22 protein-coding genes and 3 pseudogenes are annotated in these 25,489 nt (G+C 60.4%); 11 read left to right on the forward strand and 14 right to left on the reverse strand.

The window, feature by feature from the left end:
* Positions 1-58: 58 nt before the first annotated feature.
* Genes BDB13_RS02070 through BDB13_RS02080 form a run of 3 tightly spaced genes read left to right on the forward strand, consistent with a single transcriptional unit; the run spans position 59 to position 3,173 of the window.
* Entirely contained in the window at positions 59-925 is an 867-nt protein-coding gene (locus BDB13_RS02070; RefSeq protein ID WP_094270188.1) for an HpcH/HpaI aldolase/citrate lyase family protein, read from the forward strand.
* A complete protein-coding gene (locus tag BDB13_RS02075; protein ID WP_094270189.1) occupies positions 922-1,920 on the forward strand; it encodes a MaoC family dehydratase in 999 nt (332 codons plus the stop codon). The genes BDB13_RS02070 and BDB13_RS02075 overlap by 4 nt, the downstream gene beginning before the upstream one ends.
* A gap of 32 nt (positions 1,921-1,952) precedes the next feature.
* A complete protein-coding gene (locus BDB13_RS02080) occupies positions 1,953-3,173 on the forward strand; it encodes a CoA transferase (protein WP_094270190.1) in 1,221 nt (406 codons plus the stop codon).
* 66 nt (positions 3,174-3,239) lie between these two features.
* Here the strand turns inward: BDB13_RS02080 and BDB13_RS02085 are convergent, their stop codons facing one another.
* Positions 3,240-4,397, reverse strand: coding sequence for an acyl-CoA dehydrogenase family protein (locus BDB13_RS02085; RefSeq protein ID WP_094270191.1), 1,158 nt, complete (start codon positions 4,395-4,397; stop codon positions 3,240-3,242).
* Positions 4,398-4,630: 233 nt separating this feature from the next.
* Here BDB13_RS02085 and BDB13_RS33765 point away from each other — a divergent pair.
* The 6 genes and pseudogenes from BDB13_RS33765 to BDB13_RS02110 all read left to right on the forward strand — a co-directional run.
* Positions 4,631-4,822 (forward strand): annotated as a pseudogene (locus BDB13_RS33765) (MFS transporter); the annotation flags it as partial.
* Positions 4,823-4,827: 5 nt separating this feature from the next.
* A pseudogene (locus tag BDB13_RS33770) lies at positions 4,828-4,965 on the forward strand (MFS transporter); the annotation flags it as partial.
* A gap of 118 nt (positions 4,966-5,083) precedes the next feature.
* Positions 5,084-6,214 (forward strand): thiolase family protein, encoded by a 1,131-nt coding sequence (locus BDB13_RS02095; RefSeq protein WP_094270192.1) that lies wholly within the window; start codon positions 5,084-5,086, stop codon positions 6,212-6,214.
* 52 nt (positions 6,215-6,266) lie between these two features.
* Positions 6,267-7,031 carry an SDR family NAD(P)-dependent oxidoreductase gene (locus tag BDB13_RS02100; protein ID WP_094270193.1) on the forward strand — a complete coding sequence of 255 codons (765 nt, stop codon included), beginning with the start codon at positions 6,267-6,269 and terminating at the stop codon, positions 7,029-7,031.
* Positions 7,028-8,731: a class I adenylate-forming enzyme family protein gene (locus tag BDB13_RS02105; protein ID WP_094270194.1), complete on the forward strand. Its 1,704-nt coding sequence runs from the start codon at positions 7,028-7,030 to the stop codon at positions 8,729-8,731. Before BDB13_RS02100 ends, BDB13_RS02105 begins: the two co-directional genes overlap by 4 nt.
* Positions 8,728-9,690: an NAD(P)H-dependent flavin oxidoreductase gene (locus tag BDB13_RS02110; RefSeq protein WP_094270195.1), complete on the forward strand. Its 963-nt coding sequence runs from the start codon at positions 8,728-8,730 to the stop codon at positions 9,688-9,690. The genes BDB13_RS02105 and BDB13_RS02110 overlap by 4 nt, the downstream gene beginning before the upstream one ends.
* Here the strand turns inward: BDB13_RS02110 and BDB13_RS02115 are convergent.
* The 5 genes from BDB13_RS02115 to BDB13_RS02135 all read right to left on the reverse strand — a co-directional run bounded on the left by BDB13_RS02115 (position 9,687) and on the right by BDB13_RS02135 (position 14,676).
* Positions 9,687-10,568 (reverse strand): LysR family transcriptional regulator, encoded by an 882-nt coding sequence (locus tag BDB13_RS02115; protein WP_094270196.1) that lies wholly within the window; start codon positions 10,566-10,568, stop codon positions 9,687-9,689. The two genes, BDB13_RS02110 and BDB13_RS02115, sit on opposite strands and share 4 nt — an antisense overlap.
* Before the next feature lie 3 nt (positions 10,569-10,571).
* On the reverse strand, positions 10,572-11,474 hold the full coding sequence (locus BDB13_RS02120) for a LysR family transcriptional regulator (RefSeq protein ID WP_094270197.1): 903 nt from the start codon (positions 11,472-11,474) through the stop codon (positions 10,572-10,574).
* A gap of 7 nt (positions 11,475-11,481) precedes the next feature.
* Positions 11,482-12,267, reverse strand: a complete 786-nt coding sequence (locus tag BDB13_RS02125; protein WP_094270198.1) for an enoyl-CoA hydratase/isomerase family protein — start codon at positions 12,265-12,267, stop codon at positions 11,482-11,484.
* On the reverse strand, positions 12,264-13,025 hold the full coding sequence (locus BDB13_RS02130; RefSeq protein ID WP_094270199.1) for a crotonase/enoyl-CoA hydratase family protein: 762 nt from the start codon (positions 13,023-13,025) through the stop codon (positions 12,264-12,266). Before BDB13_RS02130 ends, BDB13_RS02125 begins: the two co-directional genes overlap by 4 nt.
* 91 nt (positions 13,026-13,116) lie before the next feature.
* Complete coding sequence (locus BDB13_RS02135; RefSeq protein ID WP_094274609.1) at positions 13,117-14,676, reverse strand: AMP-binding protein; 1,560 nt, start codon at positions 14,674-14,676, stop codon at positions 13,117-13,119.
* A 195-nt stretch (positions 14,677-14,871) separates the two neighbouring features.
* Here BDB13_RS02135 and BDB13_RS02140 point away from each other — a divergent pair, with 195 nt between their 5' ends.
* The gene (locus BDB13_RS02140) at positions 14,872-15,750 is read left to right on the forward strand and encodes a LysR family transcriptional regulator (protein WP_141210601.1); all 879 of its coding nucleotides are present in this window, start codon (positions 14,872-14,874) and stop codon (positions 15,748-15,750) included.
* Here BDB13_RS02140 and BDB13_RS02145 read toward each other — a convergent pair.
* The gene (locus BDB13_RS02145) at positions 15,739-16,635 is read right to left on the reverse strand and encodes a LysR family transcriptional regulator (protein WP_094270201.1); all 897 of its coding nucleotides are present in this window, start codon (positions 16,633-16,635) and stop codon (positions 15,739-15,741) included. The two genes, BDB13_RS02140 and BDB13_RS02145, sit on opposite strands and share 12 nt — an antisense overlap.
* 33 nt (positions 16,636-16,668) lie before the next feature.
* Positions 16,669-17,859: an acyl-CoA dehydrogenase family protein gene (locus tag BDB13_RS02150; RefSeq protein WP_094270202.1), complete on the reverse strand. Its 1,191-nt coding sequence runs from the start codon at positions 17,857-17,859 to the stop codon at positions 16,669-16,671.
* A 222-nt stretch (positions 17,860-18,081) separates the two neighbouring features.
* Between BDB13_RS02150 and BDB13_RS02160 the strand changes: the two genes are divergently transcribed.
* Entirely contained in the window at positions 18,082-19,302 is a 1,221-nt protein-coding gene (locus BDB13_RS02160) for an acetyl-CoA C-acetyltransferase (protein WP_094270204.1), read from the forward strand.
* Between the two features lie 94 nt (positions 19,303-19,396).
* On the opposite strand, the pseudogene BDB13_RS32745 reads toward BDB13_RS02160, so the two are convergent.
* The 6 genes and pseudogenes from BDB13_RS32745 to BDB13_RS02190 all read right to left on the reverse strand — a co-directional run.
* A pseudogene (locus BDB13_RS32745) lies at positions 19,397-19,642 on the reverse strand (enoyl-CoA hydratase/isomerase family protein); the annotation flags it as partial.
* Between the two features lie 115 nt (positions 19,643-19,757).
* A complete protein-coding gene (locus tag BDB13_RS02170; protein WP_094270205.1) occupies positions 19,758-20,954 on the reverse strand; it encodes a CaiB/BaiF CoA transferase family protein in 1,197 nt (398 codons plus the stop codon).
* A gap of 37 nt (positions 20,955-20,991) precedes the next feature.
* On the reverse strand, positions 20,992-21,732 hold the full coding sequence (gene fabG, locus BDB13_RS02175) for a 3-oxoacyl-ACP reductase FabG (protein ID WP_094270206.1): 741 nt from the start codon (positions 21,730-21,732) through the stop codon (positions 20,992-20,994).
* Between the two features lie 28 nt (positions 21,733-21,760).
* The gene (locus tag BDB13_RS02180; protein ID WP_094274610.1) at positions 21,761-22,927 is read right to left on the reverse strand and encodes an acyl-CoA dehydrogenase family protein; all 1,167 of its coding nucleotides are present in this window, start codon (positions 22,925-22,927) and stop codon (positions 21,761-21,763) included.
* Between the two features lie 121 nt (positions 22,928-23,048).
* Positions 23,049-24,569 (reverse strand): acyl-CoA synthetase, encoded by a 1,521-nt coding sequence (locus BDB13_RS02185; RefSeq protein WP_094270207.1) that lies wholly within the window; start codon positions 24,567-24,569, stop codon positions 23,049-23,051.
* A 56-nt stretch (positions 24,570-24,625) separates the two neighbouring features.
* Positions 24,626-25,423, reverse strand: coding sequence for an enoyl-CoA hydratase (locus tag BDB13_RS02190; protein ID WP_094270208.1), 798 nt, complete (start codon positions 25,421-25,423; stop codon positions 24,626-24,628).
* Between the last annotated feature and the right edge of the window lie 66 nt (positions 25,424-25,489).

Below are 25,489 nucleotides of genomic sequence, written 5' to 3' on the forward strand. Positions count from 1 at the left end.
GCTCACTACATATTCAACTGGCCGTACATTTGGCCCCTGATCGAGGTAATCGACACACGTGGACAACAACGAATACCGACCTGTCCGGCGACGCACCTCCCTGGTCGCGCCCGGTTCCGACGAGCGCAAGGCACGCAAGGCTCTGGCGTCCACCGCCGACGAAGTGATCCTCGATCTCGAGGACGCCGTCACCTCCGCGAACAAAGAAATCGCACGAAATCTTGTCGTACAACTGGTGCAGGAATTCGGCACGACTCGCACCGTGTCGGTCCGAATCAACGGGCTGACAACACCGTGGGCGCGCGACGACCTCACAGCCTGCGGCGCGCTCGGAGAGTCCCTCACCAGCGTAATCGTCCCCAAAGTCGAGACGCCCGCAGAGCTTCTCGAGGCCGAGAGCATCCTCGGGGCCACCGGCACATCCCTTCAAGCTCTGATCGAGACACCCCTCGGAGTCCAGAATGTCGACACCATCTGCGCGGCAACGCCACGACTGCACGCCGCCGTCATCGGCTACGCGGATCTCGGTGCGGCACTGGGACGCTCACGTAGAGCCCTTCCGGAGCACTGGTTGGCGATTCAGGACAGGATCCTGATCGCGTGCCGCGCGGCCGGTATCGCTGCGATCGACGGCCCCTTCCTCGGCATCGCCGACAACGACGATTTCCGGCGCTCGGCGGCCTGGACAAGCGCACTGGGATTCGACGGAAAATGGGTCATACACCCCGCTCAGATCGATTCTGCTACTGCGGCATTCACTCCTTCCGATGACGCCGTCACTGACGCACGACGGGTCCTCGCTGCACTGGAGGAAGCAGAAAACTTGGGCGCCGGCGCAGCCCAACTCGACGGTCAGATGCTCGACGAAGCCGTCGCTGTCGCGGCACGCCGGACTCTCGCCAAAGCCGAAGGAATCAGCGCATGAGCGAAAACTATGTCGGCGGACCGTACTTCGACGAACTCAGTCACGGACAAATCTTCGACGAGGCACCCGCTGTCACGCTCACCAGCGGTCTCGCTGCCACTCACCAGGCCATCCTCGGCGACCGGATGCGACTCTCGCTGGATGCGCATCTCTCCGCTGCGATCACCGGATCCACTGCACCAGTCGCTAATCCAGGTCTGGTCACAGACATAGCGATCGGCCAGTCCACTGTGGTCACCCACCACGTGAAGGCCAACCTGTTCTACCGCGGACTGCGCTTTCATCGTTTTCCCGTCCTCGGCGATACCTTGTATACGCGCACCGAGGTTGTCGGACTCCGAGAGAACTCATCGAAGCCCGGCCGTGCGCCCACCGGTCTTGCAGCACTGCGCATGACGTCAGCCGATCAGAACGGCAACACCGTCCTCGACTTCTATCGCTGTGCGATGCTGCCGCTCAGCAGTAGCCCCAACGACTCGCGAGTTCGACACAACGATGATCTCTCCGCCATCGGGCCCGCTGTTGTCGCTCCGTACGTCTCACCAGACGGATGGAATCTCGATGTCTACCGAAACAAGGTTCCCGGCAAGCACTTCGAGCAAGAACTTGTCGGTTCCATCTTCCGAAGCAGCGGCGACGTTGTCTCCAGCGCACCCGAACTCGCACGCCTGAGCCTCAATATCGCGGCGACACATCATGACGAACGCGCCGGCGCGCAAGGCCGCCTCGTCTACGGTGGTCACACCATCGGAATTGCGCTGGCTCAAGCCACACGCGCTCTACCCAACATGGTGACCGTTCTCGGATGGCATTCCTGCGATCACACCGGACCGGTCCACGAAGGCGACACGCTCACGAGCGAACTGCACGTCGAAAGCTCGACGCCACTGGAGCAAGGTACTGCGCTCGAATTGCGTTCGCTTGTATTCGCCCACAATGCTTCTGCCGCGGATGCCCCCGTCCTGGACTGGCGTTTCACAGCGCTGATGGCATGATCGCACACTCGCCTACCGCTGAAGGATCACCGATGACCCAACCCGCAGCCCCGTTGTCCGGCCTTCGCATCATCGAGGTCTCCAGCTTTGTCGCCGCTCCACTGTGTGGACTCACGCTCTCCCAATTGGGCGCCGAGGTAATCCGGATCGACCCGATCGGCGGCGCTTCTGATTACCACCGCTGGCCCGTCACCGATCAGGGCGAGAGTATCTACTGGACCGGACTCAACAAGGGCAAGAAATCTCTTGCAGTAAACATGCGATCCGACGAGGGCCAGGCCTTGGTGCAACAACTCGTCACCGCGCCGGGCGTGGGCAACGGCATCTTGGTGACCAATGCGGGCGGGCGCGGATGGATGAGCCACGACGCCCTCTCAGCACTGCGACACGATGTCATCACCCTCGAAATTCTCGGCCGCCGCGACGGCAGTCCCGGAGTCGACTACACCGTCAATGCCGCGTTGGGATTTCCGATGATGACCGGGCCCGCTGACTATGCCGGCGTCGTCAATCACGTACTACCGGCTTGGGATATGGCCTGCGGACTGTATGCGGCACTTGCCATCACGGCCGCGGTACGCAAGCGTGATTCAACTGGAACCGGGTCGCAGATCACGCTTCCGCTCGAAGACGTCGCCCTGGCTACCGCCGGCACTCTCGGATACCTCACCGAAGTCCAGATCAATGGACAGTGTCGTGAATACGGTGGCAACGCCGTCTACGGCACGTACGGAATCGACTTTGTCACCAGCGACAACGAACGCTTCATGCTCGTCGCTCTCACCACCCGACATTTTCGCGACCTCACTGCGGTTACCGGCACAGCGGTCGCCGTGGATGCCGTCGAATCTGCGTTGGGTGCAGATTTCAGTACGGAAGCAGACCGGTACCGGCACCGCGAAGTTCTCACTGCCCTGTTCTCACGATGGTTCCGTGAGCATTCGGGATCCGAAGTTATTGCAGCACTGGATAAGACATCGGTCCTGTTTGAGCGCTACCGAAGTTTCGCAGACGTCGTAAAATCCGGTGAACTCGAGAACAACCCGATGTTCTCGCCTCTCGAGCAGCCTCGAATCGGCTCCTACCTCGCTGCCGCCAATCCCGCGTCGTTCAACGGTTCCCACTTCGCCACCGGGCCGGCCTCGGAAGTCGGGGAAGATTCGACGTCGATTCTGGCGGACATCCTCGGCACCACCGGCGAACAGACAGCCGAATTGGTTGCTCAGGGCATCATCGGAGTTCCATCGCAGTAGACATACCGCAAATCCTTTCGGCCTCGGGAACAGTTCCCGAGGCCGAAGGCATGTCGGGAGAAGCTCTCAGAGGCCGAGATCCTTCGCAATGATGGTCTTCATGACTTCACTTGTGCCACCATAAATTCGAGTTACGCGTGTATCGGCGTACAGGCGCGCGATGGGATACTCGGTGATGTACCCGTACCCGCCATGCAACTGAAGGCACTTGTCGATGACTCTCCCCGCCGCCTCGGTGCAGAACAGCTTCGCTTTGGCAGCGTCCGGAATTGTCAGCGTGCCACGATCGTGGCATTCCAGGGCGTTGTCCACCATCAACTGAATGGCGTCGACCTCGGTAGCACATTCCGCCAGAACAAATTTGGTGTTCTGGAACGCCGCGACGGGCTTGCCGAAAACCTTGCGTTCCTTGACGTAGTCGATCGCGAAGCGAAGCGCAGCATTGGCTGTCGCGGCAGCACCGTATGCGATGGTCAATCGTTCTTGAGCCAGGTTGTGGGTCAAGTAGGAGAATCCGTAACCCTCCTCACCCAGCCGATCTTCCACCGGAACGTGAACGTCTACAAACGAAAGTTCCGCGGTATCCGAGGTTTTCAGGCCAATCTTGTTGATCTTGCGACCAACAGAGAATCCGGGTGAGGACGTATCGACCACTAGTATCGACAATCCACTGCGACGGTTCTCCGCAGTGCTGGCCGAGGTCCGGCACACCACGAGGACACGATCGGCAAGAACACCACCGGTGATGAACGTCTTGGCTCCATTGACCACGTAATGCGTGCCGTCTTCGGACAGCTTGGCGGTGGTCGCAATGTTTGCGAGATCCGATCCGGTACCAGGTTCGGTCATCGCGATGGCAAACATCAGGTCGCCTGAAGCGAAGCCGGGGAGCCAACGCGCCTTCTGGTCGTCGTTCGCATACTCGACGAGATACGGCAAGATCAGATTGGTATGCACCGACTGCGATCCGAATGACGCCCCGGCGGCAGCCACCTCTTCGGCAACTACGACGTTGAATTTGAGTGACTTCTCGCCGCCGCCGCCGTATTCTTCCGGCACCTGAATCCCGAGTACGCCCAACTCGCCCAGTCGACGATAGAAGTCGCGCGGAGGATGCCCGTCTTCTTCCCACTCCTCGTGGACCGGTACAACTTCCTTCGCGATGAAATCTCGAATGGTTGCCCGAAATGCCTCGTGGTCTTCGTTGAACACGGTGCGCTGCATGTATGGACTCCAGTCAGTCGATGGGGGGAAGCACGATGGCGCTGATCCCACTCTGCCCCAAGCTCTGGACGTGATCCACAACCAATCACCTATGCCTCGGTTAGGACGTACCAATACAGCCTGACCTGCAACACATAGGCAATCGTGTGGATAATCTTCTGGATCGCCGGGTGGTCCGAAAGTCCTTATACGAGTAGTGCAGTCCGAACCGACCACACCGAAAGCACCGCCGGTTCTCCTCTCACACCGTTCGCGTCATAGTTACCTCGGTCGGCGTCCTGATCTGCGGTGCGATCCTTGTTCTTCCTGTCGCAGATCTCCACTCCCGTCGTCGCTGTCGCGATGGTGTCCGTCGGATACGGATTCTCGGCCACCACCTTCCGCTCGTCAACGCGACGATCTCCGAGTTGCGCCCACCGCAACAGGCGACATTGTGGACAACGTCGCGACACCGGCCGACGGCTACGCCCAGTCATTCCAGGCCCTCGGGATGAGCGGTGACGTCGCAGCAGTTCTCGTGTTTGTGTTCGCAAACCCCGATCGGGATCGCAAGCTCATCCGAGGATAAGTAGGTCACTCATAGCTATTCCCTAACAAAGCTATTCACTGAAAGACATTGCCGAGTCGCATCCACCCATGATCGACTCGAAACACGCCGTACCGAGAACAGACAGTAGGAGACACACATGCGAGATGCCGTCATAGTCGACGCCGTACGTACACCGATCGGTCGACGCGGTCGATCCCTCTCGGAGATTCATCCGGCAGAACTGTCCGCACACGTGCTGCGTGCTTTGGCCGAACGAACCGGACTCGACCCAGCTACCGTCGACGACGTGATCTGGGGATGCGTCGGACAAGTCGGTGAACAAGCCGGAAACGGCGCGCGCACTGCAGCACTCGCCGCAGGCTGGCCAGACAGTGTTCCCGGCGTAACCCTCACCCGCGCCTGCGGTTCCAGCCAGCAAGCTGTGTCCTTTGCCGCTGCAACCGTCATTTCCGGGCAAAACGACGTCGTCGTTGCCGGCGGAGTGGAATCGATGTCACGAGTCCCAATGGGATCGGCCAGCAAGAACGGTGAGCATTTTCCAGCCGCGGTGCTCGAGCGCTACGGCGTGGACGGATTCAGTCAGGGAACCGGCGCCGAGATGATGGCACGGAAATGGGCACTTACCCGCACCGCGGTGGACGAATACTCACTCCGCTCGCACGAGTTAGCGGCGGCAGCAACCGATGCCGGAGCGTTCACCGGCCAGATCACCCCCATTGGAGGGCTGCACCAGGACGAGGGCATCCGCCGAGGAGGAACCCTTGAATCGTTGGGAAAGCTTGCTCCGGCATTCGATACCGAAGGCGTAATCCATGCCGGAAACTCTTCCCAGATCTCGGACGGTGCCGGTGCGACCCTCGTAACGACCAGCGAGTACGCGCGTTCCCGCGGATGGAAGCCCCTGGTACGGATTCACACCGCCGTCGTTGCAGCAGACGATCCAGTCATCATGCTTACCGGCCCGATCGCCGCCACCGCAAAGGCTTTGAATAGATCCGGGCTGTCCATCGACGACATCGGCGCCTTCGAGATCAACGAGGCGTTTGCGCCCGTTCCACTTGCCTGGCAGGCAGAAACCGGAGCCGATCTCAACCGATTGAATCCACTCGGCGGTGCCATTGCTGTCGGTCATCCGCTAGGCGGATCCGGCGCAATCCTGATGACTCGACTCGCCCATCACATGCGCGACCAGGGAATCCGTTACGGCCTTCAGTCGATGTGCGAAGCCGGCGGAATGGCGAATGCCACCATTCTCGAATTGATCTGAACCGACGTTGCTTTCCGACAATCCGTAATCTCACAGGAAGAAGAACCGATACATGAAACTCGAGGGACTCTCAACCGCAATCACCGGTGGCGCATCAGGTCTGGGCCTGGCGACTGCTCGCAGACTGCTCGATGTCGGGGCGCAGGTTACGCTGATCGATCTGCCGTCTTCCGATGGTAAGAAAGTAGCTGCCGAACTTGGACCGGACGCACAGTTCGCCGAGGCCGACGTCACCGACAGCGAACAGTTCGCGGAAGCGCTGGATTCCGCCCACGAGCGTGGCGGCCTGCGTGCTGTCGTCCATTGTGCGGGCGCCGGTCGTCGTATGAGGATCCTCGACAAGGACGGAAAACCCGGCTCCGTCGAGGATTTCGAATTCGTCGTCAAGCTCAATCTCGTCGGAACATTCAATGCCCTTCGCCTCGGCGCAGAACGGATGGCACAGCTCGACGATCTCGACGGTGAACGTGGAGTCATCGTCATGACAGCATCGGCAGCTGCATTCGAAGGTCAGATCGGCCAGATCAACTACACCGCCTCCAAAGCCGGAATCGTCGGTATGACCGTCACCGCTGCACGTGACCTTGCAAGCCGAGGAATCCGCGTCAACACCATTGCACCCGGAATCATGGATACCCCGTTGCTGGCTCGCCTGCGTGAAGACGTGCGCACCGCACTCGAAGCATCGGTTCCCAATCCTTCACGATTGGGCCGCCCCGACGAGTTCGGCCAATTGGCAGTCTCGATACTCGAAAACGGCTACCTCAACGGTGAAACCATTCGTCTTGACGGCGCTATCCGGATGGCGCCCCGATGACGGGTACGACCATGACTGCCAACCCACAACTACGCCACAGCATGCGGTACCCGGACACCACCATGGCCTACTGGGCGCCGAGCATGGTGGCCCTCTACGGTGATCGCATTGCTGTCGTGGACGGGGAGCGTACGTGCACGTTCCGCGAACTCGGTAAGCGCAGTGCACAATTCGCCGGTGGGTTGCGCCGCGCTGGAATCGTCCCCGGCGACGTCGTATTGCTTCACCTCGGGAACTGCATCGAATTCCTCGAGGCCTACTATGGTTCGCTGCAGGCCGGTACCACGGTCACCCTCGTCAATCCGCTCCAACCTGAGCCTGGTCTCCGTAAGCAGATCGACGAGACGTCCGCTGTCGCAGCAGTCACTCAGGACGCTCAATTGCCCACACTTCTCCGCGCCTCGTCAGGAACGTCGATACGCGCCATCGTGACAGTTCGAGATTCGGAAAGTAGTACTCACGAGCAGGATCCACGCATCGTCACGTTCGATGCATTCCTGGCGGGTCTCCCCACCCAGTTCACGCCCGTTTCTGTTGGCGGAGAAGGTATCGCGCACATCGCGTTCACCGGCGGCACCACCGGAGTCTCCAAAGGTGTTCGCGTTCTTCACCGCAACGTCGTCGGCAACATAACTCAGATGTGCGGGTGGCGAACCGGACACGAGTTGGAAGTAGGCGTCGACGGACTCGTAACGCCGCGTCCGATCGACGACCTCGATGTACTCGGACCGACGCCGGGAACCGGGGCGACCATCGTGGTCTCACCGCTCTTCCACGCACATTCGTTGCTCAACACGTCATTTCTGTTGATCTCCGGGCTCACTCAAGTGTTCGCCGGCCGGTTCGAACCCGGTCGAATGCTCGAGCTGATCGAATCGCACAAGGCAACTTACCTCACCGGCTCCCCCACCATGTGGAATGCACTGTCGATCCACCCAGACGCCACGGTTCGCAACACCGACAGCGTCTGCGTCGTGTCCTCCGGTGCTGCCCCGATCGACAGCGTCACGCTCGCTGCGCTCCGTCTCGTTTTTCCCAAGGCTCTCGTCGTCGAGGGCTACGGCCTCACCGAGGCTACCTGCGTGGTCACGGCAGCGCCGTTGGTCAACGGCGCCGAATATCGGCAAGGCAGTGTAGGTTTACCGATATTCGACACTGAAGTTCAGATCCGCGACCAGACTGATCGGCGCACCGTCCTCGGCCAGAACGAACGCGGCGAACTGTGGGTGCGCGGCCCCCAGGTCACCGACGGCTATCTCGGCCACCCACTCGCCACTGCAGAGCAGTTCTCCGACGGATGGCTGGACACGGGAGATATCGCCTACCGAGACTCGGACGGCTACATCTTCATCTGTGATCGAGCCAAGGACATGCTGATCTACAAGGGGTACAACGTCTATCCCCGCGAACTCGAAGAGATCCTGGTATCGCATCCAGCTATCTCGACGGCTGCCGTCGTCGGGCGCGCGGTAGGCAGCAATGGGCAGGAACCCGTGGCCTTCGTTGTGACAATCCCCGGATTCGAATTCGACGCCGAGCAGATCAAGACGTTCGTTGCCGAACAGGTGCTGCCGTACAAGAAGATTCGCGACGTCATCGAAGTGGAACTCCTCCCCACCTCGGCTACCGGCAAAGTCCTGAAAACCGATCTCCGGTCGAGACTCCTCGAAGCTACCCATAGGACGGATGGTTCCCGATGACCACCTTCGCCGACCTGACCTCACAACTGCGCGTTCCAGTTCTCGCGTCACCGATGTTCATCGTCTCGACGCCCGACCTCGTGATCGCGCAATGCACCGCCGGCATCATCGGCTCGTTTCCCGCACTGAATGCTCGTCCACAATCAGCACTGCACGACTGGCTGAAAGTTATCACTACGGCCCGCGAAGAACATGACCGTGAACACCCGGAAAGCCCCTCCGCCCCGTTTGCCGTCAACCTGATCGTCCATCGGTCGAACGATCGTTTGAAAGAGGATCTGGCGACCATCGTGGAGTTCGAGGTACCGATTGTCATCACATCGCTCGGCGCCCGCACCGACATCAACGACGCCGTCCATGCCTACGGTGGAATCGTCTTGCATGACGTCATCGACAATCACTTTGCGCGCAAGGCCGTCGAGAAAGGTGCTGACGGACTCGTTGCGGTAGCTACCGGCGCAGGCGGCCACGCCGGCCGGCAGTCACCGTTCGCGCTGATTCAGGAGATCCGCGGGTGGTTCACCGGGCCACTGTTGCTTTCGGGTGCTATCGCTCACGGAAACTCGATACTCGCAGCCCTCGCAGCAGGTGCCGATCTTGCCTATGTGGGGTCCGCGTTCATCGCGACCGAGGAGGCAAATGCCGATCCCTCGTACAAACAGATGATCGTCGAGTCCCGAGCCTCGGACATCGTCTACTCCAACCTGTTCACCGGAGTGCACGGCAACTACCTCCGCGGCAGCATCGAGGCCGCGGGCCTGGACCCGGAGAACCTCGCCGAATCCGATCCTTCCGCAATGAGTTTCGCGACAACGGATTCGAATACCAAGGCCTGGCGGGACATCTGGGGTGCCGGGCAAGGAATCGGGACAGTCAATTCCGTGGTTCCGACCCGCACACTCGTCGAGCGACTGACAACAGAATTCGACGCAGCCCGCGAACGGATCTGCCGACGCTAGTCCTCGGGCAGGCGCTCGCGAACCAAATCGACGAACGCCTGCCCCACAGGGGAAAGCGCCGACGGATCGAAAGCAAGACCGTACATGCGAAGGAGGCGCGGTTCACATTCCCGCCTGACAATCATGTCGGGCATCGACTCGGCTACCGCTCGCTCGACCAGCGAACCACCAAGTCCCGCAATCACCATCGGCAATCTCGACTCCCTCTGTTCGGTGACCACCGCAAGTTCCGGACTGGTTCCGGCCTTCCGGATCGAATCCTCGATCGCATCACCCATCGCTGCGCCCCGCGGAACGAAGACCATCGGAATGTCCGGCATCTCGGCGAGCATCACCGGCCCCTCAGGCAGTTCGGTTCCTATCGGATAGACCAAGAGATACTCCTGCTCACCGAGTTCCACGATCTCGAGCCCCTCCCCTGCCTCGAGCGGCAGGTGAGCAACCACGAATTCACAATGACCGTCACGAATGACGGCATCCACATTGTCTTCACGTGTCAGCTCCGAAAACCTCACTCGCGCTTTCGGATACCGCCGACAGAACTCTGCAATCAAATCGACGATCGTTCCCAGGGTAAGAGCAGGAAACGCCATGATGTCGAGGCGCCCCACTATCGCGCCGTCGGACGCCGTCAACTGCTCCTCGGCGGCAGCGACATCCCTGAGCACCTGACGACTCGGTCCCACCAGGCTGCGCCCGGCCGCACTGAGCACCATTCCACGGCCGATCCGATGGAAGAGTCGCACTCCCAGTTCGCGTTCCAGTCCACGGAGCGCCTGCGACACGGTCGGCTGAGCCACACCGAGTGCGGCCGCAGCACCGCTGATGCCCTTGTTCTCCACAACCGCGAGAAAATACTCCATCTGCCGAAATTCCACGGCTCAATCCTTCTCTGAGAGAAGAGCAGTGCCGGAGGCCATCTCGACTGCGGTTGCAATGAATGCAGCTGCGGCCGGTGATTGCTCGCCGGAGCGATACACGAGGCAGACGTCACGCTTCATCGGCGGATCGAACGAGAAAGTACGAACATCCGCCATCTGTTGTTGTGCAACCTTTTTCGGTACAACGGTGGCTCCGATCCCTCGACGCACCAGCTCCCACGTCGTCACCGGATGAACACAATCCACAACAACATTCTGGGCGCCGTCACTGAGCAGTCCACGGAACTGGCTCGACGGGTCACCCAAATCAACCACGAGTGGCAGAGTGTCGAGCAGTGCCCGCGGAACCGGATCGGACAGGGACTCGACCACCCGTTCCGACAACGAGGAATGTGCGGCAAGCACCAGTTCCTGAGCGGAAAGTGGCGAAGTCTCCAAGCCCTCGTATGCGACACCGAGATCGGATACACCGACTTCCGCAGATCCGCGCCTGAGCGCAGTGTCCACTCCGGCAGGGCCGTACGTGTCGAAAACTCGAACGACGATACGTGGGAAATTCGCACGGAATCGCCGCACCAGCTCAACCAGCGGGTCGATCGAAAATGCAGAGTAAGACACCACGTCCACGCGGCCGAACTCCAGTTCACGAACCGCCGCCACCTTCGCTTTTGCGCGCTCTACATCCGCCAGGATTCGGCGTGCCGAGAGGTCGAACGTCCGACCGGCTTCCGTGAGAACCAGGCGCCGCCCGGTCCGATCAAAAAGCGTCACCCCCAGCCGACGTTCGAGAGTGCGAATGGCCTGAGAGAGCGAAGGCTGCGAGATATACAGTGCCTGAGCGGCCTTCGTTATCCCACCGTGGTCGACAACGGCCACGAAGTAGGCAACAAAATGTAGATCCACCGCACCATCATACGGTCACACCCGGAACCGCCCACCCACCTGTAAACACCGGCTCACGCTTCTCCACAAAGGCCCGAACCGCATCGGTCGCATCCGTCGCGAAGTTGACGGCTTGGGCCCGCGCCTCATTGTCGAGTGCTTCACGCAGGGTGAGCGACGTGTGATGTTCGAGCATCGCGGCCGACTGACTCAACGCAGCAGGCGGGCCGTCAGCGAGTCGCTCGGCCAGCGCCCGGGTACGGACGTCGAGTTCCTCCGCATCGACCAGGTAGGTGACGAGTCCCAGTTCGAACGCTTCTCGGGCGTCGATCGTCTCAGCCAGCATCACCAATCTCTTAGCTTGCTGAAGTCCGACTAATCGGGGTAGCAGCCACGATCCACCGAAATCCACGGATAACCCACGCTTCGAAAAGATTTGACTGAACTTCGCATCCTTCGAGGCAACCACGAAGTCACAGAGCAACGCCAAGTTCCATCCCGCGCCGACGGCAAAACCCTCGACTTTCGCGATCAGTGGCTTGGAAAATTCCGCACATGCAATCGCGGTGGCGTTGATAATTCTCATGCGGTCCAGCGGATGTAGGGCACCACGACTTCCAAGATCGGCTCCCGCGCAGAATGTTCCGCCGGCCCCGGTCAGGATCACCGCTCGGATCAGCGGATCGTCCTGGAGTTCGAGTACCGCCTTCCGCAAGGTCACCCACGAATCCAGATCCAGTGCGTTGCGCCGATCCGGCCGATCGAGAACAATCGTAGCGACTGCGCCGTTACGCTCGATCTCAACTGCACTCATGAACCGCTCCAGATCGGTGCGCGCTTCTCCGCGAAAGCTGTTGCTCCCTCTTTGGCATCTCGGGACGCGAACACCGGGTCGATGAACTCTCGCTGTGCGGCAAAAGCGTCCGGGTCCGTGTATCGCGCAGACATTGCCAAAACCTGCTTGGTTGCGCGTACAGCGAGCGGGCCGTTGGCCGCGACCCGCGCAGCCAACTCACGTGCGACGGTCAAGGCTTGGCCTGGTTCGGCCAGTCGATTGACCAGTCCGTGGTGATGTGCAACTTGAGCAGTCAGTGGATCTCCGGTGATCGCGATTTCCATGGCGAGGGGATACGGCAAGATCTTCGGCAGACGAAGGAGTCCGCCGGCTGCAGCAGCCAGGCCCCGCTTCACCTCGGGTAGACCGAATTTCGCGTCCGTCGATGCAACAATCAAGTCTGCAGCCAACGCCAATTCGCAACCACCAGCCAGCGCCCATCCCTCCACAGCCGCAATCAGCGGCTTCGACGGCGGCGCCTCGGTCAACCCGGCGAACCCTCTCCCCGGCAGAGATGGCTTTTCACCGCGAGCAAATCCTTTGAGGTCCATTCCGGCACAGAATGTTCCACCCGCGCCGGTGAGAATTCCTATGGTGAGGTCCGGCCGTTCCTCGAACTCGTCGATCGCCGCAGCCAAGGCCATGGCAAGTTCGAGATTAACCGCATTCTTGGCTTCCGGACGGTTGAGTGTGATGACAGCAATGCCGTCGGAGAATTCGGTCAGCACAACGCTCATTATCAATTGCCTCTCCAGTAGTGAATAACGTCAGATGTTCACGGTGTGCGAATACTCCATCGCGTGGGCCTGTCGATGGATGCGGACACGATCACGAGGCTTCTCCGTTCACGCTCAGCATGGTCCGCAGACTCGCTTTGACGAGTTTTCCACTTGCATTGCGCGGCAAAGACTCCACGAAATGGATTTCACGGGGCTTCTTGTACGACGCCAATCTTGCTGTACTGAAGTCGATCAGCTCGGCGACACTCGGAACGTCGGCGCCGTCCACCAACCTGATCACAGCCGTGACCGATTCGCCCCATCTCCGATCCGGTACACCCACCACGGCAACTTCCGCCACCGAAGGATGCTCAGCCAAGACGGATTCCACTTCGATCGGATAGACGTTCTCGCCGCCTGTGATGATCATGTCCTTGAGTCGGTCGGTGACGAACAGGTAGCCCTCGTCGTCGATGTGGCCGGCATCGCCGGTTCGCAAAAACCCGTCCGCGGTGAACAGTTCAGCTGTTTCGCGCTCACGCCTCCAATATCCGCATGTGTTGTTGCGGGACCGCGCGACGATCTCCCCGGATTCGTTCGGCGGCAGTTCCGCACCTGTCGTGACGTCGCGGATCGAGATTTCCACTCCGATCATCGGCTTCCCGGCAGAGCACAGCAGCCTCGACTTCGGGCCTGTCGGGTGATGGTCGTCAGCGCGCAGGACACTGACAGAGCCGGTCGTTTCCGTCAATCCGTAGCGCTGCACGAATTTGCATTGCAAGACGTCCATGGCGTGAGCAAGTAGTGCCGGTGTAATCGGGGACGACCCGTAGGCGACCAACTGCAGAGTAGACAGATCAACGTCCTCCCCCGAAGACAGGTCGACAAGCGTCTGAATTGCTGAGGGGACCAAGAAGACGTGGGTGACGCTATGCGTGGCAATTGCTTCGGCGACTCGACCAGCAGTCAAGTCGCCCAGAAGAACAAGATGAACGCCCGCAGATAGGCACGTACTCATCCATCCGGCTCCCGCAATGTGGAAGAGCGGCAGTGCGTCGAGCGCAACAGCATTCGGTCCGAACTCGTAGACGTCGAGACCCTCCGGCACGTTGTACAGGTTGCGGTGAACCGCGACAACGCCTTTGGGACGGCCGGTTGTTCCCGACGTGTACAACTGCAATACCGCCGCGTCCGGATCGTCACCGAGTCCCGGATCGACTCCGCTTCCGGATTTCAGGAACTCCGGCCAGGTACGCGAATTATCAATGCCGCCAGTCACTCCCACCACGATTACCGGAACCTGCGGCATGGCAGCGGCGACTGCCTCGGCGGCCGGCGCAAATTCTTCGCCCACGATCAACACGCCGAGTTCTGCGTCCTGAGCGACTTTCACTAGTTCGTGAGGATTGAGACGCCAGTTCAACGGGGTGAAGACCATCCCGGCCTTCGCACAAGCGACAAACGTCTCTGCACCTTCGATTCCCATTCTCAGCACGACGCCGATGCGAGCTCCCTGCACTGCCATATCCGCCAACGCACTCGCCACCAGGTTGGTTTCCGCATCGAGTTCCAGGAAGCTCAACGTCCGGTCTCCGCAGGTTACAGCGAGATCGGCGGGTCGCGTTCGCGCCCAATGGCGAATTCGGCTGGGCAGGTGAAGTTCGTTCACATCCACGCTCCTGTAGTCCAGGTATCCGCCGAATATGAATCCACTGGCGGTACCACGACAGTCGATCATCGATATGGCACGCAACACAAAGTCGAGCCGTTGCACAGAGCCATAGCCGATACCTATGCATACAGGTCAAAGCTGGAGTCAGTATGGACCAGACGGAATATGCCTGGAGTCTGAGAGAATCCAGGGGTGCAAGCCACCGGAATGGACATTCGCAGCGCGCAGTACCTCGTTGCTGTCGTCGAGCAAGGCAGCGTGACGGCCGCCGCCGACGTCCTGCACATCTCCCAGCCCTCGCTGTCGCAGGCGATACGCAGCCTCGAGCGCACCCTCGCCACGACATTGCTGGAACGTACGACGCGTGGCGTTACGCCTACTCCGTCAGGGCTTGCTGTCGTCGCGGCTGCCCGCAAACTTCTTGCCGACGTCAGGCGGGCCGAGGACGCCGTCGCTGCGGTTACCAAACTCCGCAAAGGTGAACTCTCACTGGCGGTTCAATCGGACCTGGCCATCGATCCCATAGCCAGATTGACCGGCTTACTTCACGCGGCATCTCCCGGGATCACGTTTACGACAACTGCTGCTCCGACTCCACAAGAAGTACGTGCACTTGTGCGAGACGGCTCCTGCGAGTTGGGATTCGCCGAGCGGACAAGAGGTTCGACAGACGCGCTGAGCGAGATCATGCTGGAAGTACAGGAGACTGTACTTTCGATTCCTGCACCACTCGCCTCCACACTGGCGGATCCTGTTCCCCTCGAATCGGTCAAGCGCCTACCGATGGTCGTGGAAACCACGACGAGCGGACATATCTATCTGATCGATCGAGGGGTGAACCTCGAGAATATCGTCGTCGAGGTCACCGATCGCCTCGCAGTCCGTGAGATGGTCGCGCAGGGCGTCGGGATTGCCTTGCTGCCACGGTCTATCGCGGAGCAAGACGCGCCCGCGTCCATCGTTCGGTCCCTCCATCCCCCGATCACCCGCGAAACTATTCTGGTCCACCGCAGTAGCGCATTGTCACCGGCCGCTGCGGCGTTCGTCGACCGAGTGACGTCAGCCGGGTAGGCCCTGTACGAACAGGCGCCCCAGAGGGGAAAGCCGTTGGGGATCGAACTCGATTCCGTAGGTCAACGAGATCGGCGGTTCAACCGGAAAGATATCGGTGCCCGATGCAGCCATCCGTTCTGCCAGCGAACGTTCCAGCAATGCCATCCCCAAACCCTCGAGCACAAACGCTCCGACGGTCTCGCGTTGCGCCAGTTCGGTGGACATCCTTGTTCGTGCACCGGCGTCGTGCAGCGCAGACTCGATGACAAGGCGTGCACGCGAATGTTTCTGCACACCGACAACCGGAAGGTTTGGCAATGCAGAAAGCGGTACAGGTTGCTCGGACGCCGGTTTCACACCGCCGGGCCACAAATCGGAGGCTGCCTGCGAGGGCACCGCGAGCCAGTACTCGTTAACTCCGATCACCTGAGTGGAGAGTGACGACAACTCGGGTGGCCAATAGCTGAATACCAATTCGCAGGCACCGTCGGCAAGCGCGTGTTCCGCGGTCGCACCCCTCGGAAGATCACTGACCCTGACCGTTATTCCCGGGCAGCGCCTACGGAAATCAGCCACAATACGTGCGACGGGCCCTTCCAATCCGGGCGCTGCGGAACAGATGTCAAGGCGGCCTTTCGGTTCCGCGTCCACGCCAATTGCGGCATTGGACGCGGCGGCACTACTGCGCAGCATCGCTCGCGCGGGTCCGATCAAGGCCCGCCCCGCCGATGTAAGCACCAACCCCCGACCAACGCGATGGAAGAGGTCCACGCCCAGTTCACGTTCGAGGCTGCGAATTCCCTGCGACAACGACGGCTTCGTAACTGACATGGACTGTGCAACCGTCGACAAGGACTCCCCGCCGGCAACGGCGAGGAAGTACTCGATCTGACGTAGGTCCACCCCTAGACCATACGTCGGCGCTATTAGCGCCATTCAGTTGTAGCTACGCAACAATCCCTTGCTGATGATCTGCTTCTGAATATCGCTGGTGCCTTCACCGATCAGTAGGAACGGCGCCTCACGCATCAAACGCTCGATCTCGTATTCCTTCGAATATCCGTAGCCACCATGGATGCGGAAGCTGTCCTGCGTGACTTCCGAGCAGAACTCACTGGCCAGATACTTCGCCATACCGGCCGCGACGTCATTTCGCTCACCCGAATCCTTCAGTCGGGCAGCGTTGACCATCATCAGATGCGCGGCTTCGACTTTGGTACCCATCTCGGCGATACGGAATGCAATCGCCTGATGCTCGGCAATCGGTTTGCCGAAAGTCTCACGCTGCTTTGCATAAGTGACTGCAAGTTCGAACGCACGCTGAGCGATGCCACACGCGCGGGCGGCGACGTTGACGCGTCCGACCTCCACACCGTCCATCATGTGCCGAAATCCTCGTCCAGGTGTGCCACCGAGGACCGCGTCGGCGCCGATGTCGAAGCCGTCGAAGATCATCTCGGTAGTATCGATTCCCTTGTAGCCCATCTTCTCGAGCTTGCCCGGAATCGTCAGGCCCGGAAGGACTTCACCGAAACCGGCAGGCTTCTCGATCAACAGCGTCGTCAGATTGTCGTGCGCCTTCTCTGCACCTTCATCCGTCTTCACAAGCACTGCTACCAGCGTCGACGAACCCCCGTTGGTCAGCCACATCTTTTGACCGTTTACCACGTAATCACCGGATTCGCTACGACGAGCCCTGGTAGTAATTGCAGCGACATCCGAGCCCAACGCCGGCTCGGACATCGAGAACGCGCCGGTGAGTTCTCCGGTGGCGAGGCGCGGAAGATACTTCGCCTTCTGCTCCGAAGTTCCGTGAGCGGAAATCATGTGCGCCACTATGAAATGTGTGTTGATGACGCCGGACACGCTCATCCAGCCGCGTGCCAACTCTTCGACACACAGCGCGTAGGTGAGGAGTGATTCTCCGATACCGCCGTACTCGGGGTCGATCGTCAACCCGAACAGACCCATGTCCTTCATCTGTTTCACGATCTCGGTGGGATAGGTATCCGTGTGCTCGAGTTCTTGTGCTGCCGGAATCACTACACGATCGACGAATTCCCGGACGGCTCCGATGATGTCGCGCTGATTCTCGGTCAATCCTGTGGTCTGCGCCAAACGCGTCACTGCTTCACCTGTCCGTCGAGAGAAATCTTCCGATCATTCAATCCCTGAACGATTGGGCTGTCAAAGAACGACACCCATACGATCTGTATGGGAAAAACTATGCCCGAGTAGGGTTTCTGCAACTGTTGACAACCGCTGTGTGGGTGTTGAATATTCGACTCGGCGCGTTCGCACTTTCTGTGACGCAATTTTCCCGTCCTCCTCTCGAGACAGGCGCAATCCATGCACGACGCAGTCATCTGTGAACCCGTTCGTACCCCAGTTGGCGGATTCGGCGGCGTCTTCAAAGACGTCCCCGTGGCATCCCTCGCGGCCACCGTGATGCGAGGACTGATCGAGCGGACTGGATTGCAATCCGCCGATATCGACGACGTCATCTTCGGTCAGGGGTATGCCAGTGGAGAAGCCGCGGCCATCGGCCGAATCGCCGCACTCGATGCCGGCCTCGACGTATCGGTCCCCGGCATCCAACTCGACCGCCGCTGCGGTTCCGGACTGCAGGCCGTGATCTACGCGGCCATGCAGGTTCAGACCGGAATGAGCGATCTGGTGATCGCGGGCGGCGCCGAAAGTATGAGCAATGTCGAGTTCTACTCCAACGATATCCGTTGGGGCACAAAGAAATCCTCCGTCGAGTTCCATGACCGACTCGCAAAACCCAGAGTCAACTCCGGCGGTGTCAACTTCCCCGTTGAGGGTGGCATGATCGAGACAGCGGAGAACCTGCGTCGCGAGTACTCCATCACCCGCGACGAGCAGGACCGGTATGCGGTGCGTTCCCACGAGCGAGCGATCGCTGCTCAGGACAACGGATTCTTCGACGACGAGATCATCCCCGTCACCGTGGCCTCTCGACGAGGTGACGCGAAAGTTGTTACTCACGATGAACACCCGCGCCGCGACATAGCTCTCTCCGACCTCGCTGCACTTCGTCCGATCCGTGGCCGAGTCGACTCCGAAGCAACTGTGACAGCCGGCAATGCCTGCGGCCAGAACGATGCCGGCGCTGCGGCAATCGTCACCACACCGGCCAACGCCGCGCGACTTGGATTGCGGCCGTTCGCCAAACTGGTCAGTTGGGGCGTGGCCGGCATCGAGCCCAATCGAATGGGCATCGGTCCCGTCCCGGCTGTCGCCAAAGCCCTCTCGCGGGTCGATCTGCAACTCTCCGATATCGATCTGATCGAGGTCAACGAAGCGTTTGCGGCACAGGTCCTGGCGTGCGCAAAGGCCTGGGACCTCAGCGAGGCAGACCTGCGAGAACGGTTCAACGTCAACGGTTCCGGAATCTCGCTCGGCCATCCAGTAGGTGCTACCGGCGGAAGAATCCTGGCCAATCTTCTTCGCGAACTTGATCGACGCCAAGGTCGCTACGGAATCGAAACGATGTGCATCGGTGGCGGTCAGGGAATTGCGGCAGTGTTCGAGAACCTTCGACGGTAGAGAAACTATCCGATCTCGATCTGATCGATCAATCCCCATTCGAGCGCCCGATCGGCATTGATCGCCGTGCTGGAAACAAAGAGGTGACAGGCACGCCAGCACGGGCCCGAATCAGGTGTGCGATAGCCAGATCCGGAGTAGTGCCGAATTCGTCCAGATCACCACCGGCGGAGAACGACGGGCCCGCCCCGTCGAGCAAGACTTCTCGATACTGGAATCCATCAATGCAAGTTGCAGTGCTGCCACCAATCCGTCACGCACCGGTGCCCCATAGGCATTGCGCCGTTCCGGACGTAAGTGTGATGTGCTGCAGTTCATCACGACGATCGATCAATACCGGCGGCCCGGCACGCCGGGTTGCGACGGGTGCACCGGCAGACCTCGTCGTTGTCTCCCGAGGCCACGAACCAATTGCGACCGTCATCAATGGCACGCGAGTCCACTGACGTGGCGCCCTAACCCACCGAACCGTCTCTGCGAAGTTCCGAGATCTCCGCTTCGGTGCGACCCAATTCCGCCAGAAGTGACTCCGTCTGCTGACCCAGCGCCGGCACGTCCCCCATCTGCATCTCCACGTCGGAGAACGTCATCGGCGGCAAGATCGCGTCGATCGGCCCGCCTTCCGTTCCGACGGACCGCCATCGCGAACGTTCCTCCAACTGAGGATGTTTCAGCAGTTCACCCATGTCGTTCAACGCCGCGGCCGGTACACCCGCAGCGGCCAGTCGCTTATCCAACTCAGCCGTGGAGTACCCACGACTGAGCGACGCGATCAACTCGTCAACCTCGACGCGATTGCGGACTCGCTCGATATTGGTGGCGTATCGCGGATGATCAACCAGATCTTCTCGACCGAAGGCATCGACCATCAGCGCCCGCCAACCGCGATCATTCTGCACACCGATGAGGATCTCGCCGTCCGACGTCGGAAACGAATCATAGGGAACTATCGCGGCATGCCCGAGTCCGACGCGTGGGATCTGTTTGTCCGCATACATTTTCATGTACATGGGGTGGCCGAGCCATTCGACGGTGGAGTCGAACATGGAGACCTCGACTACGGCGCCCTTGCCGGTTCGTTCCCGGCGAAAAAGCGCCCCCAGGATCGATGTCAGCGCATACATCCCCGCCGCAATATCCGACACCGGGACACCGGTTTTGGTGGCTGTCTCCGGCGTTCCCGTAACGGAGATCATCCCGGTCTCGGCTTGCACCAGCATGTCGTACGCCTTGCGCTCACGACGGGGGCCCGCGCTGCCGTAACCCGACATGTTGATCACGATGAGCGCAGGAAACTCCGCACTGAGTTGCTCCGCACCGAAACCCAACCGTTCTGCCGCGTCGGGCGCCAGATTCTGCAGAAACACATCGGCATTCGCGATCAAGTCAAGTACGATACGGCGGCCGGATTCCGACTTCACGTCGACAGCAATCGATTCCTTGGAACGGTTGAGCCACACGAAGTGTGAGGCCTGCCCGCGCACCGCATCGTCGTAGTGGCGAGCGAAGTCGCCCTCACCCACCCGTTCGATCTTGATCACGCGGGCACCCATATCCGCAAGATGCCGCGTGGCGAGCGGTGCCGCCACCGCCTGTTCGAGTGCAACTACTGTCACCCCGTCAAGCGGGAGATCCGAGTTCGACTGTCCCATGTCAGAGTCCACCCTCGCATTCAAGCACCTGAACAGATCAGATGTGGCGGCCGCCCGTGATCTCCAAAACGGTGCCGGTCATGTAGCTGGACATGTCACTCGACAGAAAGAGCACTACCGAGGCAACCTCCGACGGTTCCGCGGCGCGGCCCATCGGAATCTCGGACAGCTTCTCGTTCCAGATACGTTCCGGCATCGCCTCGGTCATCGCGGTGCGAACAAGCCCCGGCTGGATCGCATTGATCCGAACATTCTTGAAGGCAACCTCTTTCGCGGCTGCCTTTGTCAGGCCGACAATGCCGGCCTTGGCTGCGGAATAGTTGGTCTGGCCCAACAATCCGACCTTGCCGGAGATGGACGAGACGTTGACGATGGCACCGGTTTCGCGCTCGCGCATGCGTGCTGCGGCGGCCCGAGTTCCGTTCCACGCACCCTTGAGATGGACGGCAACGACGTCGTCGAAGTCCTGCTCGGTCATCTTGCGCATGGTCGCGTCCCGCGTCATACCGGCGTTGTTCACCATGATGTCGATCGGCCCGAAAGCGGATTCGGCCAGATCGATCATTGCCTCGACCTGATCGAATTCCCTGACGTCGCACGACGCGAAACGTGCTACCGAATCTCCGCCGAGTTCGACAACCGCTGCGGTGCCTACGCTCTCGTTGATATCGCCGATCACAACAGTGGCGCCTTCTTTGATGAAGGTGCGGGCAATTTCGAATCCGATTCCCTGTGCGCCGCCGGTTACCACTGCAACCTTGCCGTCCAACAGTCCCATGTCTACTCCATTCGTCAGTTAAAGATGATCAGCGCTGTGCTTGCTTCTTCGCTTGCGACACAAGGCCACCGCCCAGAATCAGCCGTTGAATTTCGCTGGTTCCCTCGTAGAGACGCAGCAGCCGCACTTCACGATAAATTCGTTCGACGGGAACTCCCCGCATGTATCCGTTGCCGCCGTGTATTTGCACGGCGAGGTCCGCGACCTTGCCCACCATCTCGGTGCAGAACAGCTTTGCGGCAGAAGGTCCGAGGCGTCGATCTTCGCCGCTGACATAACGAGCCGCTACTTCACGGACCATGGCCCGGCCGGCCATGACGCCCACCTGCTGGTCAGCGAGCATTGCCTGCACCAATTGGAAGTCGCCGATGGGCGTCCCTCCCTGTTCGGTGACGGTCGCGAAGGCAACGGATTCGTCGAGCGCCCGCTGAGCTGCGCCCACCGACAGAGCTGCGATGTGAACGCGTCCGCGTGCCAAAGACGTCATGGCAGCGCGGTATCCGGTGTCCTGATCACCGCCGACCAAGGCCGAGGCGGGAACACGAACGTTGTCGAAGCTGACCTCGGATGTCCAGGCGCCTTCTTGGCCCATCTTCTTGTCTTTCGGACCAACTGTTACGCCCGGTGTGTCGGCCGGCACCAGGAAGACAGCAATGCCGGGACCGTCGGAATCAGCGGGCCTCGTGCGAGCAAACACCACAAAGAGTTGTGCCAGTGGCGCATTCGTGATGAATCGCTTGTTGCCGTCGATCACCCAGTCGGCACCGTCGAGCACTGCTTTTGTCCGCAACCCTGCCGGGTTCGATCCTGCTCCGGACTCCGTCAGCGCGAAGGATGCAACCACGTCACCCGAAGCAATACGTTCGAGCCACTGAGATTTCTGCTCATCGGTACCGAAGCCCACCAACACCTGTCCGGCAATTCCGTTGTTGGTGCCGAACATCGAGCGCAGAGCCAGCGATGTATATCCGAACTCCATCGCGAGTTCGACATCCTGGGTGAGATCGAGCCCCAGGCCGCCCCATTCCTGGGGAATCGCATACCCGAACAAGCCGATCGCCGCGGCTTTCTTGCGGATATCCTCCGGGATCGCGTCGGTATCCGCAATCTCCTGCTCGCGCGGGACTACTTCCTTTCGGATGAATTCCCGTGCCGTCGCCAAGATATCGGCGAAGTCGTCCGCATCGACCTGCATACCCACCACTCACCTTGCTCGTAAAAGAAGTTCGCACCGTCTTTCGAAGTCAATACCGTCGAGCAATCGGAGTCAAAGACCTCGAAACGAACCAAGGGTAAGGCAGAACCTATAGTGGTTTTCAGACCGTACGAAGCTCGCGCTTCAGTAGTTTCCCGCTCTGATTTCGTGGGAGTTCAGACACGAATCGAACGTGCTTGGGCACCTTGAACGGAGCGATCTTCTCCTTCACATAGGCGATCAACGCCGCCGGAGTCAGCGAATCCTGACCGTCCTTGAGCACGACGATCGCGGTAATCGCTTCGATCCACTTCTCGTCCGGCGTCCCGATCACCGCAACCTCGGCAACATCAGGATGGGTGTAGATCACGTCTTCGACCTCGCGCGATGCCACCAAGATGCCGCCGGTATTGATGACGTCCTTGATCCGGTCGACGACGGTAATGAACCCCTCCGCGTCTCGCACGACAAGATCTCCGGAGTGGAACCAGCCGTCGCGGAACGCTTCTGCGGTTGCTTCGGGATTCTCCCAGTAGCCATTGCAGAGTTGCGGCGAACGGTAGAGGACCTCACCCGACTCACCGTCCGGCACGTCGTTGCCGTCGGCGTCGACGACGCGGGTCTCGACGAAGAACACGGCGCGACCACAGGCGGACGGTCGCTCGGCGTGCTCCTCGGGCTGCAGAACCGTTGCCAGCGGACCGATTTCGGATTGACCGAAGCAGTTGTAGAAGCCGATGTCGGGGTAACGCTCGCGCAGGCGGTTCAGCACGGTCACCGGCATGATCGACGCCCCGTACTGAGCCTTCTTCAGAGACGAGAGATCCCGCGTTTCGAGATCGGGATGATTGGCCAACGGCACCCATACCGTCGGTGCCAGGAAGAGTGAGCCGATCTTCTCGGATTCGATGCGGCGCAGGATCTCCGGAATATCCGGTGCTGCCATCACATTGACCGTGGCACCGACAGACAGGTACGGAAGCATGAATACGTGCATTCCCGCCGAGTGGTACATCGGCATGCAGATCAACGGATTGTCAGCCTGGTCGAGTGCGAGCGCGATCACCGAAGACACGTATTCGTGGACCAGTGCGCCGTGAGTCATCATCGCGCCCTTGGGCTTCGACGTTGTTCCCGAGGTATAGAGCAGCTGGGCAAGGTCGGTCGACGATGCGCGCGACTCGAAGTCCGGCACCTCCCCGGCCGCGGCGATGGTGACCACCGACAGTTCGGCGTCTCGCAGCGCCAGCACGTGATCGAGGTCCAGGTCTGCGCGCACCGAGTCGAGGGTCGGGGCAAGAGTTGGATCCACCAGAACTGCTCGGGCGCCGGACTGCGCTACGAGGTAGCGCAATTCGTCGCCCTTGAGTGCGTAGTTGATGGGGACGTGCACCAGACCTGCTCGCCCACAGGCCAGGAACCCGATGACGTAGGCGTCGGAGTTGGTTCCGTATGCGGCCACACGATCACCGTGCTCGAGTCCCAAGCCCAGCAGATAGGCGGCGACCCGAGTGACGGCGTCGTCCAGTTCGCGATACGTGCGAGTGCGGTCCTCAAATATCACGGCCACACGATCGGGGTACTTGGCTGCCGAGCGCCGCAGCACTCCGTCGACGGTATTGGTACGCGGATCCAGGCTCATGGGCACAGGTTATAGGACGTCCAAGTATTGAGGAAGGCCCCCGACCATTCGTCCGCTCATTTGTTTTGCCACCGAGGGGTCCGCTTCTCCACAAAGGCCTGCATACCTTCCTGAGCATCACAGGTCACCGCATTCGTAGCCATTGTTTCGGCCATCGCCTCGTACGCCTGAGCCTGCGGCAGATCGATCTGGCGATAGAACGCTTGCTTGCCGATCCTGACCGTCAACGGGCTGGCCGTCGTAATCTTCGCGGCCAGGTCTCGAACCTCCCGATCGAGTTCCGCTGCGTCGACGACAAAGTTGACCAGCCCCCAGTCCGCCGCAGTATCGGCGTCGATGACCTGACCCGTCAGCAGCATCTGCATCGCTCGTTTACGGCCCACCGCCCGGCTCAGGGCCACCATCGGAGTGGAGCAGAACAGGCCGATCTTCACTCCCGGTGTTCCGAAGACTGCGCTCGACGCCGCAACAACGAGGTCGCACGACGCCGCCAGCTGGCACCCCGCGGCGATCGCCGGCCCCTGAACTGCCGCGATGACCGGCTGCGGGATCGACTGAACCGTCTCCATCATCTCGGTACACCCGTCGAAAATTGCGCGCTCCTCGTCGAGAGTGCGGCCGATCATCTCGGTCAGATCGTGGCCGGCCGAGAACACCGGATCTTCGGCACGAACAATCACAACACGCACCTGTTCGTCCGCAGACAACTTACGAAGTCCCGCGGTCACTTCACGCATGGTCTCCGCCGAGAGTGGATTGCGCCTCGCCGGCTGATCGAGCGTCAGAAAACCCAACCCGTCCGACTCGTCGACGGTTAGGCGTACAGCGCTCTGGTTTACCTGTGCTCGCGACATATGTCCTCTCTACCAAGTCGATACGTCCCGGTCAACGAGATGTATCAGGCACTGCCGCCGAAGCCT

Source organism: Rhodococcus sp. OK302 (genome assembly GCF_002245895.1).
Taxonomy (GTDB): Bacteria; Actinomycetota; Actinomycetes; order Mycobacteriales; family Mycobacteriaceae; genus Rhodococcus_F.

Coding starts and splice junctions, on each gene's coding strand:
- BDB13_RS02075 (WP_094270189.1), top strand. CDS start 922: ATGAGCGAAAACTATGTCGGCGGACCGTACTTCGACGAACTCAGTCAC.
- BDB13_RS02080 (WP_094270190.1), top strand. CDS start 1,953: ATGACCCAACCCGCAGCCCCGTTGTCCGGCCTTCGCATCATCGAGGTC.
- BDB13_RS02085 (WP_094270191.1), bottom strand. CDS start 4,397: ATGCAGCGCACCGTGTTCAACGAAGACCACGAGGCATTTCGGGCAACC.
- BDB13_RS02095 (WP_094270192.1), top strand. CDS start 5,084: ATGCGAGATGCCGTCATAGTCGACGCCGTACGTACACCGATCGGTCGA.
- BDB13_RS02100 (WP_094270193.1), top strand. CDS start 6,267: ATGAAACTCGAGGGACTCTCAACCGCAATCACCGGTGGCGCATCAGGT.
- BDB13_RS02105 (WP_094270194.1), top strand. CDS start 7,028: ATGACGGGTACGACCATGACTGCCAACCCACAACTACGCCACAGCATG.
- BDB13_RS02110 (WP_094270195.1), top strand. CDS start 8,728: ATGACCACCTTCGCCGACCTGACCTCACAACTGCGCGTTCCAGTTCTC.
- BDB13_RS02125 (WP_094270198.1), bottom strand. CDS start 12,267: ATGAGTGCAGTTGAGATCGAGCGTAACGGCGCAGTCGCTACGATTGTT.
- BDB13_RS02130 (WP_094270199.1), bottom strand. CDS start 13,025: ATGAGCGTTGTGCTGACCGAATTCTCCGACGGCATTGCTGTCATCACA.
- BDB13_RS02160 (WP_094270204.1), top strand. CDS start 18,082: ATGCACGACGCAGTCATCTGTGAACCCGTTCGTACCCCAGTTGGCGGA.
- BDB13_RS02170 (WP_094270205.1), bottom strand. CDS start 20,954: ATGGGACAGTCGAACTCGGATCTCCCGCTTGACGGGGTGACAGTAGTT.
- fabG (WP_094270206.1), bottom strand. CDS start 21,732: ATGGGACTGTTGGACGGCAAGGTTGCAGTGGTAACCGGCGGCGCACAG.
- BDB13_RS02180 (WP_094274610.1), bottom strand. CDS start 22,927: ATGCAGGTCGATGCGGACGACTTCGCCGATATCTTGGCGACGGCACGG.
- BDB13_RS02185 (WP_094270207.1), bottom strand. CDS start 24,569: ATGAGCCTGGATCCGCGTACCAATACCGTCGACGGAGTGCTGCGGCGC.
- BDB13_RS02190 (WP_094270208.1), bottom strand. CDS start 25,423: ATGTCGCGAGCACAGGTAAACCAGAGCGCTGTACGCCTAACCGTCGAC.